Source organism: Maribacter algae (assembly GCF_047345745.1).
Classification (GTDB): Bacteria; Bacteroidota; Bacteroidia; order Flavobacteriales; family Flavobacteriaceae; genus Maribacter.
Genome location: NZ_JBLFES010000004.1, coordinates 1 through 14,681 on the forward strand (window position 1 = coordinate 1; position 14,681 = coordinate 14,681).

Genomic DNA, 14,681 nt, shown 5'->3' on the forward strand with positions numbered 1-14,681 from the left:
ACAACAATGGCTATAAGTAATTGCTTTTACAGGCTTATCCTGAAAATTCCTGCGGAATTTTCAGCTTGTCGTGCACTTGCGAAAGTCCGTGCTAACCCACGCAACTATTCATAGCCGAGACCGTTGTGTGTCATTTGACTAAAAATGAAGAATATTTCTTGGCGACATCATTATTTACCTGTTTTCTATCTCAAAGGGTTTACAAACCAAAATCAAAAGTTTTTAATCTTCGACAAAGAGCAGAATAGATTTATAAAAAAAGGAAAAGAATTTTCACCATCCTCGTACTTTTTTGAAAAAGATGCAAACACCTTTTTTAAAGACGGAGAAAAAGATGATTTTCTCGAAACAAAATTCTTGGCTCGATTTGATGATAAAATCTCAAACTTATTTGAGCAAATTCAGTCATCTGGACCTGAAAATAAATTCTCTGTATCCGAAAATGATATGCCAATGCTTCAAAATTTTGTTAATCTAATGTATTGGAGATTACCTCACAGAAGAAATGATTTAGAAGAATACTTACAGAAAGAAGATTTAAAAGGTTTTGGACTTTTTGTAAAAAACGAAGATGGTTCTACAGATGAAAACACAATTAAATTTGAAGAAAAATTAAAAAACGATTCGGAGTTTAAAAAAAGTCTTGGATTTCTAATGTCAATGGTTGATACGGTTAAGATGGTTAACTGTAGAACACCATTAACTATTCAACCATTTATAGAGGGACTGCCATATGTTTGCTCGGACAATCCTGTATTATTTGAAAGTGAGAACAAACCAAAAGTTTATGAAGATGATTTCATTTTTCCTATGTCCGGTAATATGTTCTTTATTAGAGCAAATAAAACAAAAGAGTACAATCTAGTTTTCAAGCTCTTAGTGGACACTTTAGTTTTCAAACAAGCTGTCAAATACGTTAGCTTTTCAGATATGCGTTATTATCATTCTCTGAACGAATTTTATAATAAACATTTTAAGAATACTGCTGAATTAAGAAAAAAGATATTCGCGTATATAAAAGAAAACGACACACAACAAAACCTATAAACAATACGGGCTTCGGGCTTAAACGCAGGGTTTGTGTATTTTTATGAAGTCCGCAAAATCTTTCGGATTTTGCTCTGGACAGGAAAAATTAAATCAAAACAAAAAGATTTTGCTATGTACGTGGCGGAAAGCAAACGCTAGTTTGCTCCCGTACTGTTCATAGCTCAACCGTTGTAAAACATTTTGACCCGTCCTGAAATATGTATACAAAAAACAAATGTATATGTATAAAAATGATGGATACGTGAGACGTTATAGCGAAAGCTTCAAACTCAAAGTATTAGCAGAACTTACCAAGGGAAACCATTCCAAAAGACAAATTGCATTAACTTACGGTATACAATCCAGTACAATCAATGTATGGATCAAGAAGTATGACCGTAAAGATCTAATGAACACCCGTGTAACCGTGCAAACAGACGATGAATTAAGCCGTATCAAAGCCCTTCAGAAAGAGCTAAAACAACTTAAAGACCTTCTTATCAAAAAGGACCTTGATAAGCTAGTAACGGACAGTTATCTTGAAGTAGCTGCTGAGAACCTGGGATATAAAGATGTCGAAGAATTAAAAAAAAACTTAAACATCGAGCCCTAATGAAAACAGCACCTAAAAACCGAAAGGAGAGGCAGTTCACTATCGAAGCTATATGTGATGCTTTCTCCTTAAAAAGAGATGCCTATTACAAATTCCATAAACGGTATCTAGCTAAAAAAGAAGTAGAACAAATCGTTGTCGGACTTGTTCGAAATAGCAGAAGGACCCTGCCTAGGGAAGGCACTAGAAAACTGATGAAATCCCTACATGACGACTTTCGAAAACATCGCCTGAAAATCGGCAGGGACCAGCTATTCCGTATCTTGAGGGAGAACGGGCTGCTCATAAGGAGAAAAAAGTACTCCTCCAGAACGACCAACTCGCACCACAGGTTCTATAAATACGGGAACATCATAAAAGACCTGAAAATATATAGACCCAATCAAGTTTGGGCCTCGGATATCACCTATATCAGAACCATAAAGGGATTCTGCTATCTGGCGCTCATAACAGATATGTATTCAAGAAAAATAGTAGGCTTCGACCTAAGTGATAGTCTTGAACTAAAAGGCTGTGTAAGGGCACTCAACAAAGCAATTTACAATGCTAAGAACATTAAACAGCTTATTCATCATTCGGACAGGGGTATTCAATACTGTAGCAACATTTACACCCGAATATTAAAAAGAAAGAAAATAGAAATCAGTATGACCGAAGAAAATCATTGCTATGAAAACGCAATGGCCGAAAGGGTAAACGGAATACTCAAAGACGAATTCTATCTCGACCAAACCTTTACCAGCGTGGTCCAAGCTAAAAAAGCGACCAAAAACGCAATCAAATTGTACAACAATAAAAGATTGCATTTATCTTTAGAATATAAAACACCTAATTACGTGCACCAATATGCCGCTTAAAAACAAGTATTAACCTGTAGCCGTATTTTAGGACGTGACATTTGAATGAAAATTCCAATAACAATTATATTGCTTCTGAATTTTGGAGTTTCTAACTCTCAAAACTTTATCGAGGGAATAATTTATTGTGCGAAAGATCGAGCGGAAGAAAAATTACGATTTGTTGTTGGAAATGAATTATTAAAAACAAATTTCAAATTTGAAGAATCAAAAACAATCATAGAAATTCATAATCCAGAAAAAGGACTCGAACGGATAAGTTTAGCGGAATTTAAAAAATCTGAACATCCAGCGATACAATTTTGGATTAACTATAAAATATCGGACGAAAACCTTGAATTGACCGAATTGTCAGTCCCATTTAATCTTAATTGCACAACACCTTGGAATTCAAAAGATACTCAAGAAATATTAGAACCATATTTAAAAGTTTTACGAAACAAGACAAAAATAGACTTAAAAAAAGCACTTGAAATCGGAAATAAAAACGGACTGAATGAAATATATTTTTGGGAAATTGATTATGAAAAAAAGAAACTAATTTGGACTTTGAAAAGTAAACTGAAAAATAATCAATCAAAAGTGATAAAAATAAATTCTAAAAATGGAAAAGTGATGTCGGAATTTATTGAAATCCCAATTGATTAAAAAACGTTTTACAACAACGTGTATAATTAATTGCTACGGATTTTCCCATCGGAAAATCTCTCGCATTAATTATCTTAGCCAACAGCGGAATGTTTCTCGCGAACCATCCCGCAACTAATCATACACAAACCGTTGGCAAACATTTTGAAAAGATTTGGAACTAAAAGTAAAAATCGGGTTTACATTATTATTTATTGTGGGTTTTTTCATCCTCAAGGGAATCTCAAAACTGAATAATAATCGACTAAAAAAAAGATTAGAAGCAACGAATCCAAAGTTAGTGGAAAAAGCACCTGGATTCTTTTCTGAACGCAAACAGAACGCACTTAACTGGTTGGTCGGAATAATGATTTTTATCTTTCTGGTCTTAATGTGGGCTAATGTTATCGTTATTCCTCTTAAGTAGTGGATTTTAAAACTCTTTTTGGACTTCACTCTGACGCAACTGTTATGTTGATGGACTTACCAATCGTATGGAAAAGCTAACTCGGACGGAAAAAACGATTTGCCAACAATGCCTATAATTAATACGGACTTTGGTCTTTAAGCCAAGGTCTGTTTATATTTATAAAGTCGCAAAATCTTTCCGATTTTGCTTTCGAACAAAAAAGAAAAAACAAAACCAATAGCTTTTGCTTAGCGCGCCGCTGGAAATGCGTCGGATTTTCGCGCCGCACTAATCATAGCCGAACCGTTACCAACAATAAAAGTCTGTAAAAACACAAATGGCTTGGTTCTGTCCGCTAATGTTTTCTGTTTTGTTCACGTAAAAAAGCTCTAAAAATAAATATACTGTGTGTTTATCGTGGTACGCTTTTTTTTAGGTTTACTTGCTTTTGGTCTCTGTATTTTTGTGTAGGTTTTGCTAGAGTTGGTTGGCGCAAAAAAGCTCAAGAACAAATTCTCTTTGTGTTTATCGTTGTACGCTTTTTTCGCAGTCTATTTTTTGCGATTTTACTGATGACGTACGCCAGCTTTATATTACTATCCTGTAAGTCAGTTTTTATTCAAATCGTTCTCGTGGTGCTGCCCTATTTCGGCTTGTTGTGTATAACGGGAAGATTTTCCTTTTTCGCTATTGGCGAATAAAACAGTACTCTTGCATATTTTGGCTGCCTGATTTAAAAAAGTTGGTAACACTATGTATAGCTAATGCGGGCGGCTTGGGTGGCTCGAAGTAAGTTTTTGTTTTCAGTCCCGGCAATACTTTTATTCGTATTTTTATTCTTAATTTAAAATCAAAAAAAGTATTGCCTCGTGCTAGGCTTGAAATGCCCTGCATTTCTGCGCCGCACTAGCCATACATTTCACCGTTACCAACAATAAAAGTCTGTAAAAACACAAATGGCTTGGTTCTGTCCGCTAATGTTTTCTGTTTTGTTCACGTAAAAAAGCTCTAAAAATAAATATACTGTGTGTTTATCGTGGTACGCTTTTTTTTAGGTTTACTTGCTTTTGGTCTCTGTATTTTTGTGTAGGTTTTGCTAGAGTTGGTTGGCGCAAAAAAGCTCAAGAACAAATTCTCTTTGTGTTTATCGTTGTACGCTTTTTTCGCAGTCTATTTTTTGCGATTTTACTGATGACGTACGCCAGCTTTATATTACTATCCTGTAAGTCAGTTTTTATTCAAATCGTTCTCGTGGTGCTGCCCTATTTCGGCTTGTTGTGTATAACGGGAAGATTTTCCTTTTTCGCTATTGGCGAATAAAACAGTACTCTTGCATATTTTGGCTGCCTGATTTAAAAAAGTTGGTAACACTATGTATAGCTAATGCGGGCGGCTTGGGTGGCTCGAAGTAAGTTTTTGTTTTCAGTCCCGGCAATACTTTTATTCGTATTTTTATTCTTAATTTAAAATCAAAAAAAGTATTGCCTCGTGCTAGGCTTGAAATGCCCTGCATTTCTGCGCCGCACTAGCCATACATTTCACCGTTGTGCGCAAGCCAAAAACAATACTACTAAATGACAAACAAAACCGAAAAAATTAAAAGTTCGACAGAATTTGTTAAATATGTGAGTGATTTCAAGGCTAAAAACGAGACTTTAGGAAATAACTCTGAATTATTATTTCGGGGCCAAGGAGTGGACAAACCTCTTTTGCCCAAAATAGCAAGATTGAATTTGCGTATCAATAAAGATAAAATTGCAAAAACAGAAAAGCTTATTTTGAAGGAATTTAAGCGTGGAATTCTACCTCTATCGGAGTTTAGACCAGAAAACAATTGGGACTTATTAGCGCTTGCACAACATCACGGACTTCCAACAAGACTATTAGATTGGACTTTTAACGCTTTGGCGGCAATGTGGTTTGCTGTTCAAAGTGAACCTAAAAAAGACGACGACGGAAAATTAATGAATGGAGTAGTTTGGGTTTTAGCCGCTAACGTTGATGACTTCAGAACCAATACCGATAAAACCGACCCACTTTCAAATAAAATAACAAAGATATTTCGCTCAACCGTTGTTTCGAGACGAATCTCGGCTCAATCAGGAGTCTTTACAGTTCATAAAATAAATGACAAAGGAAAAATGTACCAGTTTGAAACTGTTTCTAATTTTAAAGACAAATTAACTAAGCTTATTATACCCCATGAAAATTTTGCGAATATAAGGAGTGAATTGAATATTTTAGGAGTGAATAACTTTACAATATTCCCCGATTTAGATGGTTTTTGTCGACATCTGACTTGGAGATTTGCAAAAAAAACTGACGAATAGGCCAGCGCACAACAACGAATATAAAACATAGCTACATTAAGGCTTTCGAGAGAATTAATGCCCGGAAAGACCGCCGAATTTTCGGATTCAACTTTTAAGAAAAAATAAGGTAAAAAGAGAATCCGAAAATACGGCTCCAATACAATACCAAGAACCAGCGTCGCTAAGACACGCTACGTTTCATATTCAATCCCGATGATGTCGAATACGCCTGCGGCGTACTTTTGTTGCACTGCTAACGCAGCTACCGCACCAAAAGCGGGTCGACATCATCGCCGCGCTATGCCGGATCGCCAAATCCGTAGGATAAGGGACCTTCTTGCCATAATCGCCGCAACGGCTTAACCACTCGACATATCAGGACACTAAATGCAATCCGGTCGGCGAATTTTATTCCCAATAACGCAAAATCCCAAGGCTTCACGGCCTGCACGGCAGGCCTGACCGAGAACCATGACAGAAGATAAAGCGGATGTCCGACTTCTCCTGTCATGGTTGAAAGGATTTTGCTATATTTCCTTAAAATTCGCCGGACTGCACATAGCGCGGCGTTGTATGGCATTACAAAAAAATGAATAAAGAGACAAAAGTATGTAATGAATGTAGTTCTGAGTACTATAAATTCACTTCAAAAATGACTAACCTATGTCCTGACTGTTCACATAAATTATACGGATATAAAAACTGCTCTCACAAGTTTGATAACGGGAGATGCATAAAGTGTTACTGGAATGGAAAAACCTCTGAATTCCTTAAAGACAAAACTAACTGAACAATAAATTGACATTTAAAATGAATATTAATCTTCTTGTAATAAGAACTGAAAATCCAGAAATTTTAAAAGAACAATACGAAAAGCTTGGTTTTGAGTTTGACTATCATAGACACAGAAAAGGACCTTACCATTATGCATCTGAGCAGAATGGATTTGTTTTTGAGATTTACCCTTTAACAAAATCAATGAAAAAAGCTGACGGAAATCTTAGACTTGGATTTGATATTTATGATTTAAGTGTGGTCATTGATAGATTAAAAGATACTGATTGGATTATAAAATCTGACATTAAAGAAACTGAATGGGGAATTATTGCTGTTATTCAAGACTTAGATGGACGAAAAATAGAATTGAAAAACAAATAAAAACGCCATACAACACTATATATAGCAAATTGGGCGATTAGTGCTTAATCGAAAGGTTGTTGTCTATTTGCAAAGTCGCCAAATCTTTTGATTTGGTATTAAAAGAGAAAAATTAAAACAAAATAAAAAGATTTGGCTTGTGCTTAATTCGAAATTAATCGCTTATTTTCTGCACAACTTGCCATATATTTAACGATGATGTCGAATACGCCTGCGGCGTACTTTTGTTGCACTGCTAGCGCAGCTACCGCACCAAAAGCGGGTCGACATCATCGCCGCGCTCTGTCAGATTGCTCAATCCCTAGGATAAGGGACCTTCTTGCCATAATCGCCGCTACGGCTTAACTACTCGACATATCAGGACACTAAATGCAATCCGGTCGGCAAATTTTATTCCCAATACCGCAAAATCCCTAGACCATAAGACCGCTGCGCGGTCCGGCCGGGAACCATAACGAGAGACTAAGCGGAGGAACCTTTCTCACGTTATGGTTTTACAGGATTTTGCTATATTTCCTTAAAATTCGCCGGACTGCACATAGCGCGGCGTTGTGCAACATTTAAATTAACCACCTGAACTAAATGACACAAATTGAAGACGAGCTTGGAGAGCAGGTAAGACGAGATTTTAAAGCTGTAAAATACTTTCCATTTAAGAATGATTCGGGAGCGCCCTTTATCCTAACATCAGACCCATTTAGCTATCTGCAGGCATGGTTAGACAACAAAATAAATCGTATTAAACGTGATAGGGGAAAACAAAGGAGTTTACTTATTAAAGCAAAATATTTTGCTGAATTGTCAGAAGGTTTTCATAATTCATCACAGCAGGCTAAAATGCCTTCAAAAGGGACTTTAATTTACTACACTTTCATAAATCTTGTTAAAACATTTCTCCTCGTCAAAGGATATGATTTGGAGACCAAGATGGAACACCACGGTCTTTCTCTTCCTTCTGATAAAAAACTTCAGTTGAAGCTAACGACCATTGGAAATGAAGGTATTTCTATATTTCATGAGTTCGCAAAGACCATCGGAATAGAAATAAATAATGGAGATGGATTAGAAATTAAGTTTGATGAAATTTTACGAGAACTCCCAGAAGTACACGAGATTGGGTATGCGCTAAATTTATTTCCTGGCACAAAAAGAAAACATTTACCTATAGATATTACAATTAGGACTAATAAAAACAGGAATCGGATTTATTACACGATAGCCTACGAAAAAAAATTTGATAAAATAATGAAGACTGATAAACTCTTGAAAGGAGTTTTTAAACAAAAAATCTATCCTATTGATTGCAACGCCGATTCTGGGAAAAAGTATTTTAGGTCAAAATTGATATTCAACTATACTTGTAATTCAGATATAAGCCATCGTCGAGCTTATAAACGAATATGCGCCGATATTTTACCACTAAGAATCAATCAATTGATAACTAGAAATGGTTATCGGAGTTATTTGAACTTGGAGCCAAGTCGAATGCATAGATTGTCCGCAACCTTGGCGTTTGGATATTATATAGGTACAGTTGCGAGATACAGACCAACCTTAAACAACGAGATTTTAAAAGGTAAATATCAAGCACTTGTTCAAGAAGCTGTTAGTTCTTGTCCAAATCAATTTTTTTACCTTTTGGTAAGCCACATAACAAATCAAATATGTGCAATTCCAATGGCAAAAATCGAATAGGAAAAACGTTGCACAACAACGAATAAACGCAATACGGGCCACTATGTTGAAATTGAACCTCTTAGGTCTTAAAATCAAAAGAGATAACCATAACCCTACACCGCTCCGAGCCCGTACTGCGCTTATTCAAAGCCGATGATGTCGAATACGCCTGCGGCGTACTTTTGTTGCACTGCTAACGCAGCTACCGCACCAAAAGCGGGTCGACATCATCGCCGCGCTATGCCGGATCGCCAAATCCGTAGGATAAGGGACCTTCTTGCCATAATCGCCGCAACGGCTTAACCACTCGACATATCAGGACACTAAATGCAATCCGGTCGGCGAATTTTATTCCCAATAACGCAAAATCCCAAGGCTTCACGGCCTGCACGGCAGGCCTGACCGAGAACCATGACAGAAGATAAAGCGGATGTCCGACTTCTCCTGTCATGGTTGAAAGGATTTTGCTATATTTCCTTAAAATTCGCCGGACTGCACATAGCGCGGCGTTGTGAGCAAGCTAAATATGAAAAGAGTTTTAATAATATCGATTTGTTCCATAGTATGGTTTTGTTCTTGCAAACAAAAAAGTACATCGAAAACAGAAAAAGTAGCCATTCAATCGGAAATAAAAACCATTGCCCATAGTAATAAGGGACAACCATCACGGAATCATGATTTTGAAAAATACATCTACGCGGATACTACATACACCCTCGTTAATGGAAAAAGGATTACCGTACAAAACAGTTTCCCAAAGGGAGGAATGATTGAACCGAATGGATTACAATATTCTAACTCAGCTGGAAAATTACATGGGTTTGCAGCCTTTTGGACTCGAATAATAAATGAAACTGATATCCCTTTAGAGTTGAACATAAATGTTCCCGCTGATTCATTTCCAATTTTCACTCCACCTGACTCATACTTGAAGTTATTTTTACCTAAAGAAAAATTCTCGGTTAATAAACTTTCAAAATTTAACTATGGCTTAACTGAAATAAAGTCATATTTAGACGCAAATTTTGATAATGCCAGCATATTACAAAGAACCATTAATCCTAATGAGGAGTATATTTTTTATGTAATAACATTATCTTATGAAGCAGCTGGAACCCCAAGGGCTGGACTTATCTTGAAAGAACAAGACCTATACTATAAAATGAGTATAGCGCCTCATGGTTCTGGAATTATTCCATTAGGTGCAATTACACTAAAAAAATAAAAAGCCAGCTCACAACAACGGCTATAAAACATAGCTAAATCAGGCTTTCCGAAAGGTTTGTGTGTGTTTGCGAAAACCGCCAAATTTACAATTTGACGATTTAAATGAAAGAAAGTTAAAGCGAAAATTGTAAATTTCGCTAAGTGATAATCCGAAATGTCAGCGTCAATTCGCACGCTACGTTTCATAGCCCAACCGATGATGTCGAATACGCCTGCGGCGTACTTTTGTTGCACTGCTAACGCAGCTACCGCACCAAAAGCGGGTCGACATCATCGCCGCGCTATGCCGGATCGCCAAATCCGTAGGATAAGGGACCTTCTTGCCATAATCGCCGCAACGGCTTAACCACTCGACATATCAGGACACTAAATGCAATCCGGTCGGCGAATTTTATTCCCAATAACGCAAAATCCCAAGGCTTCACGGCCTGCACGGCAGGCCTGACCGAGAACCATGACAGAAGATAAAGCGGATGTCCGACTTCTCCTGTCATGGTTGAAAGGATTTTGCTATATTTCCTTAAAATTCGCCGGACTGCACATAGCGCGGCGTTGTGCGTCATTTAGTAAACTATGAACCGAAAATTACTCATACTTATCATTTTTCTATTTATAGTTGCTTGTTCAACAAAGAAAAAAGACATTTCACAAGATAAGTCAGGTACAACATTTATCGACTCGACCGATTTCAAATATTTCAGACTTGAGAACTTCGATATACAGGATTGGTATGACGGAAAATTAAACCTTAAGTCTCTGAACAATGCTCAAGCTAAAAAATACTATCAATATCGACTTAGAGATGTCGCTGTTGATTCTAATTATTACCAATTCTATTCAATTCAAAAAAATAACGACAAACTGAAAATTATCACAATTGTAGACGGTGCGACTGGCAATTTTCCGGACTTAAGAATGCTGATTTATGACGAAAAAGACAGCTTAATCGGTTTTCATCCTGTGGCCGGTATTGGAACTGACACTGATCTGGATTTAAAATATAAGGTGACATCTGACAGAATTAATGATACAACTTACCTAAGTACTCAAATTAGAGAATATATAGGGGAGTTTGATTTGGGTAAAGTAAGGCGGGACTCTATCGTAACGGAATTTATAATTGAATTAGGATATATGAAAGAGAGCAAAACTAGTAGTAAACAGAAATATACCTTGGAATAAAAAACGAACGCACAACAACACCTATAATTAATTGCGGTCGGATTTTCCCTTCGGAAAATCCACGCTTATTTAGTATGTTTAGTCTGAGGGTCGAAATCCTGTCGGATTTCACACCGCAACTAATCATAGCTTAGACGATGATGTCGAATACGCCTGCGGCGTACTTTTGTTGCACTGCTAGCGCAGCTACCGCACCAAAAGCGGGTCGACATCATCGCCGCGCTCTGTCAGATTGCTCAATCCCTAGGATAAGGGACCTTCTTGCCATAATCGCCGCTACGGCTTAACTACTCGACATATCAGGACACTAAATGCAATCCGGTCGGCAAATTTTATTCCCAATACCGCAAAATCCCTAGACCATAAGACCGCTGCGCGGTCCGGCCGGGAACCATAACGAGAGACTAAGCGGAGGAACCTTTCTCACGTTATGGTTTTACAGGATTTTGCTATATTTCCTTAAAATTCGCCGGACTGCACATAGCGCGGCGTTGTGCGTCATTCTAAAAATATGGAGAAAATTAAACATCCTTTTAAACTTTCAAGAGCAAACTGGATTTTTGCCGTGATTGTAATAGCAATTTCTGCTTTTATCTTTTTAAGAAAAGATGGTGTCAATGCTTATAGTTTGGGTTCACTAACTGGTGGAATCGTAATTGCAGGAATAGTACCGTTAATAGCTGCACTTTTTGTTTGGCTAATTAGAGGTCGAAAAGAATATGCCGGAACACATACTTTCAACATTGTATTGGCTCTCTTGTGTTTTGGAATGATAAAAGAAATTGGGGTTATAAGCCAAGAAAAATCGGATAGTATTAATGAAATCACCAAATCCGTATCAGAATACAAAGAAAAAATAAATAATGATGGAGATGCTGTTTCTGCATATCAAGAGCATTCTGCAAATTTCAATGAAGAAATATCTAAAATGATTAGAAATAGCTCTGGCAATGAGCAAAAAGTATATCAAAATCTTCAAAGATTTAACTCAGTTAACAGCTCCGTTATGATAGCTTGGCAAAAAGCTTATGATTCAGTTATGGAACCGAGAATTTTAGATTATTCAGTTTTAAATAATCAAAAAGAATTTGAATACCAAATTGGTGTACTACAATATTATCAGGAGCAATCTGAACTATACAAAAGTCATTTTCAGAACAGAAAATCGTTAATTGAGGATCTTAATAAAAATATACCAAAAGAAAATCAGACGCTGAAAGGTGTCATGAAAGGCATAAACAAAAAAGATTCAGTTCAAAAACCAATCTTTAGGCCGTTTATAGATTCACACATCAACTACAGCAACCATTTGATTGAAATCGTGGAATTTCTCAATGCCAACAACGGAAAATGGGAATATCAAAACGACGAACTGATTTTTGATAACTCAGCCCTTGAGAAAGAGTATTCTGAATTAATTCAAAAAATCGTAGAAGACGAAAATCAGATTAATGAATGGACTGATAAAATGATTGAGGTGATGTAAATAACGACCGCACAACATTGGCTATAATTCATTGCTAGATTCTGACTAACTTGAGACCTTAAAACAAATAAACGGCTGGATTTCATACGGGGGAAATGCTCCGCATTTCAACCCCGCAACGAAATCATAGCCGAGACCGTTAGCACACATTAAAAAAGTCCTCCCTTCTTCTCGATTTTTTTTGCTGTTTAGGATAGTAAGAGCTCGTTTTTCAATCTCAAGGTAATTCTTAGCAACTATTGTGTCCCAAATTCTTACCCTAAAACTTTGCGCATGGTTCCTGTCCTGTTTTTGCAGTGTTCCGGTAGATAAACGTTAAGCAAAAACAGGATAGGGCGCATAACTACTTTTGATTTGGAACACTATCTTTCTTCTTAGTCCAATTTTTAAAATCTTCATGAATAACAGGGTGGTCTTCGAAATATCGTCTTACGCTTTCATTGCTTTCTTTTTGACCTTCAATGAATGCTACTTTGTTTCTCTCCTCGAAGTGGATGAAGTGATAACCAAAATAACTAAGTGAAAGAACCTGAATTGATAGTAGAACACAAAACAAGGTCGCCAACCAATTCGGGATTATCCGTGCCGATCTTAATCCCTGTTTGATTTCCGTTGTTTTCTCTTTGTAAATGTTTATGGCTTTCTTCTGTTCCTTTGTAAGGCTTTTTATGTAGTTTTCGATACTTGAAGTATCGGCCTTTATTTTCAAGTCCTTAAAATTCTTTGACAAGGCTTCCAACTTGCTTATCGATTTATGGAACCCTTCAATTTCCTCGGTCAGGAGTTCCATCATCTCTTCCATCTTTTTCATGCTTCGATTCTTTACGTTTATATTCCTATACCTCGATCCAATGTCCTTTTAATGACCTTCTTCAAGACTCTCTTCGCAATACTGGTCGCTATATTCGTGCTCAGCCCCGTTGTCTTTCCCGCTAGCTTGATTTTGTCCCCTTTTTTAAGTTGGATGCCCATTGTAGAGTTATTGGCTATTTGAATGGCCAATTTGCTACCCGACATTGAACGGTGTACTTCGCTTCCTTTTAGATTATGTCCTTTATAATCGAATCTAAACCCCTGTAACCGGTTTTGCCCATTGATGCTTGGTATGACTTTTATCCCGTTTTGTTTCATATACTTGAGATACTGGTCGAAATCCCTGGGCCTCTTTTCCGTCATTACCTTTTCATGAACTTTTTTTATCACTTTGCGTATCCTTTTTAGTTCGTTTAGTTTTTCCTGTTGTACTTCCCGTGCCGTTGTAAGTCCCATTTCCTTGGCAACCCACTCGGCCGCATATTGGCTTCTCTTACCAATGAAGTAGTCCTTATAGGCCGTCCCATCGAAATTGATCCTATTGACGTATACATGTACATGGGTATGCTGTTTGTCCCGATGAACAAAACCGATTCCCTGATGCTCTTCAAGTTTCATTTCAATAATGAATCTTTGGGTAAGTTCTTGGATCCGTTCACTGGATAAATCCTTCCCATCTTCTATAGTCGGACTTAGTACAAAACTTAGGGTATTGTTCTTCGTTCTTATGTTCTGCTCTTGGATGATCCTGAACTCCTCTGTGATCTCCCTTGGGTTATCCCCTGCCAAATGTTGCTTGTAGACTACCTCTGCACTTTTTTCCTGGTTCCATCCATAACCCATGGAAGCTCCTGTATGCGATATTGATTTTCCCTTTCCTATCATTTTTTGAAATTGAATAAATGCATCCGTATTTCATTGGCAAGCTGCTCCACTTCCCTTGCCAATTTGGGATTCCGTTTTTTGAACATATTGCTTATCCTTGTAAAGTTGTTCTTGTACTTGACCAGCATTGCATAATGTTCCAATTGTTCCGAGGTAAGCCTTTCTACGATGTCGTTTTCAAAAGCCGCACTCCTGCAATATTCGGATAGGGAGAGCCCTGCCTTTTTGGCCTTTAGCTTGAGCATTTTTTTCTCATAAATGCTACACCGGAACTGTACGAACTCTCGCTTCACTTTTCTTTTTTCTTTTGCGACCTTCGGGAGAAAAAGCAAGATTGTCATGACAATGACACATCTTGAATTGCCGCCCAACTACAAATTAGCTGTTGGATTGAGCGGGGGCAGCA

13 protein-coding genes are annotated in these 14,681 nt (G+C 37.2%); 10 read left to right on the forward strand and 3 right to left on the reverse strand.

The window, feature by feature from the left end:
• Positions 1 to 144: 144 nt before the first annotated feature.
• The 10 genes from ACKWBX_RS14570 to ACKWBX_RS14615 all read left to right on the forward strand — a co-directional run bounded on the left by ACKWBX_RS14570 (position 145) and on the right by ACKWBX_RS14615 (position 12,577).
• The gene (locus tag ACKWBX_RS14570) at positions 145 to 1,047 is read left to right on the forward strand and encodes a DUF4238 domain-containing protein (protein ID WP_413969450.1); all 903 of its coding nucleotides are present in this window, start codon (positions 145 to 147) and stop codon (positions 1,045 to 1,047) included.
• A 244-nt stretch (positions 1,048 to 1,291) separates the two neighbouring features.
• Positions 1,292 to 1,642, forward strand: coding sequence for a transposase (locus ACKWBX_RS14575; RefSeq protein WP_413969451.1), 351 nt, complete (start codon positions 1,292 to 1,294; stop codon positions 1,640 to 1,642).
• Complete coding sequence (locus tag ACKWBX_RS14580) at positions 1,642 to 2,499, forward strand: IS3 family transposase (RefSeq protein ID WP_413969452.1); 858 nt, start codon at positions 1,642 to 1,644, stop codon at positions 2,497 to 2,499. Before ACKWBX_RS14575 ends, ACKWBX_RS14580 begins: the two co-directional genes overlap by 1 nt.
• 45 nt (positions 2,500 to 2,544) lie before the next feature.
• Positions 2,545 to 3,147, forward strand: a complete 603-nt coding sequence (locus ACKWBX_RS14585) for a hypothetical protein (RefSeq protein WP_413969453.1) — start codon at positions 2,545 to 2,547, stop codon at positions 3,145 to 3,147.
• 1,962 nt (positions 3,148 to 5,109) lie between these two features.
• On the forward strand, positions 5,110 to 5,865 hold the full coding sequence (locus ACKWBX_RS14590; RefSeq protein WP_413969454.1) for an FRG domain-containing protein: 756 nt from the start codon (positions 5,110 to 5,112) through the stop codon (positions 5,863 to 5,865).
• 792 nt (positions 5,866 to 6,657) lie between these two features.
• The gene (locus tag ACKWBX_RS14595) at positions 6,658 to 7,005 is read left to right on the forward strand and encodes a VOC family protein (RefSeq protein ID WP_413969455.1); all 348 of its coding nucleotides are present in this window, start codon (positions 6,658 to 6,660) and stop codon (positions 7,003 to 7,005) included.
• A 582-nt stretch (positions 7,006 to 7,587) separates the two neighbouring features.
• Positions 7,588 to 8,700, forward strand: a complete 1,113-nt coding sequence (locus ACKWBX_RS14600) for a YaaC family protein (protein ID WP_413969456.1) — start codon at positions 7,588 to 7,590, stop codon at positions 8,698 to 8,700.
• A 508-nt stretch (positions 8,701 to 9,208) separates the two neighbouring features.
• Positions 9,209 to 9,907 (forward strand): hypothetical protein, encoded by a 699-nt coding sequence (locus ACKWBX_RS14605; RefSeq protein ID WP_413969457.1) that lies wholly within the window; start codon positions 9,209 to 9,211, stop codon positions 9,905 to 9,907.
• 575 nt (positions 9,908 to 10,482) lie between these two features.
• On the forward strand, positions 10,483 to 11,091 hold the full coding sequence (locus tag ACKWBX_RS14610) for a hypothetical protein (RefSeq protein ID WP_413969458.1): 609 nt from the start codon (positions 10,483 to 10,485) through the stop codon (positions 11,089 to 11,091).
• A gap of 511 nt (positions 11,092 to 11,602) precedes the next feature.
• Positions 11,603 to 12,577 carry a hypothetical protein gene (locus tag ACKWBX_RS14615; RefSeq protein ID WP_413969459.1) on the forward strand — a complete coding sequence of 325 codons (975 nt, stop codon included), beginning with the start codon at positions 11,603 to 11,605 and terminating at the stop codon, positions 12,575 to 12,577.
• Between the two features lie 343 nt (positions 12,578 to 12,920).
• On the opposite strand, the gene ACKWBX_RS14620 is transcribed toward ACKWBX_RS14615, so the two are convergent.
• The 3 genes from ACKWBX_RS14620 to mbpA are packed head-to-tail and all read right to left on the reverse strand — an operon-like array spanning position 12,921 to position 14,616.
• Positions 12,921 to 13,388, reverse strand: coding sequence for a DUF6730 family protein (locus tag ACKWBX_RS14620; protein ID WP_413969460.1), 468 nt, complete (start codon positions 13,386 to 13,388; stop codon positions 12,921 to 12,923).
• 17 nt (positions 13,389 to 13,405) lie between these two features.
• Positions 13,406 to 14,275: a relaxase/mobilization nuclease domain-containing protein gene (locus ACKWBX_RS14625; RefSeq protein WP_413969461.1), complete on the reverse strand. Its 870-nt coding sequence runs from the start codon at positions 14,273 to 14,275 to the stop codon at positions 13,406 to 13,408.
• Positions 14,272 to 14,616 (reverse strand): mobilization protein MbpA, encoded by a 345-nt coding sequence (gene mbpA, locus ACKWBX_RS14630; RefSeq protein ID WP_413969462.1) that lies wholly within the window; start codon positions 14,614 to 14,616, stop codon positions 14,272 to 14,274. Before mbpA ends, ACKWBX_RS14625 begins: the two co-directional genes overlap by 4 nt.
• Between the last annotated feature and the right edge of the window lie 65 nt (positions 14,617 to 14,681).

What these genes read in the sequence shown, in the direction of transcription:
- ACKWBX_RS14570 (WP_413969450.1), top strand. Translation starts at nt 145, where the DNA reads ATGAAGAATATTTCTTGGCGACATCATTATTTACCTGTTTTCTATCTC.
- ACKWBX_RS14580 (WP_413969452.1), top strand. Translation starts at nt 1,642, where the DNA reads ATGAAAACAGCACCTAAAAACCGAAAGGAGAGGCAGTTCACTATCGAA.
- ACKWBX_RS14585 (WP_413969453.1), top strand. Translation starts at nt 2,545, where the DNA reads ATGAAAATTCCAATAACAATTATATTGCTTCTGAATTTTGGAGTTTCT.
- ACKWBX_RS14590 (WP_413969454.1), top strand. Translation starts at nt 5,110, where the DNA reads ATGACAAACAAAACCGAAAAAATTAAAAGTTCGACAGAATTTGTTAAA.
- ACKWBX_RS14595 (WP_413969455.1), top strand. Translation starts at nt 6,658, where the DNA reads ATGAATATTAATCTTCTTGTAATAAGAACTGAAAATCCAGAAATTTTA.
- ACKWBX_RS14600 (WP_413969456.1), top strand. Translation starts at nt 7,588, where the DNA reads ATGACACAAATTGAAGACGAGCTTGGAGAGCAGGTAAGACGAGATTTT.
- ACKWBX_RS14605 (WP_413969457.1), top strand. Translation starts at nt 9,209, where the DNA reads ATGAAAAGAGTTTTAATAATATCGATTTGTTCCATAGTATGGTTTTGT.
- ACKWBX_RS14610 (WP_413969458.1), top strand. Translation starts at nt 10,483, where the DNA reads ATGAACCGAAAATTACTCATACTTATCATTTTTCTATTTATAGTTGCT.
- ACKWBX_RS14615 (WP_413969459.1), top strand. Translation starts at nt 11,603, where the DNA reads ATGGAGAAAATTAAACATCCTTTTAAACTTTCAAGAGCAAACTGGATT.
- ACKWBX_RS14620 (WP_413969460.1), bottom strand. Translation starts at nt 13,388, where the DNA reads ATGAAAAAGATGGAAGAGATGATGGAACTCCTGACCGAGGAAATTGAA.
- ACKWBX_RS14625 (WP_413969461.1), bottom strand. Translation starts at nt 14,275, where the DNA reads ATGATAGGAAAGGGAAAATCAATATCGCATACAGGAGCTTCCATGGGT.
- mbpA (WP_413969462.1), bottom strand. Translation starts at nt 14,616, where the DNA reads ATGACAATCTTGCTTTTTCTCCCGAAGGTCGCAAAAGAAAAAAGAAAA.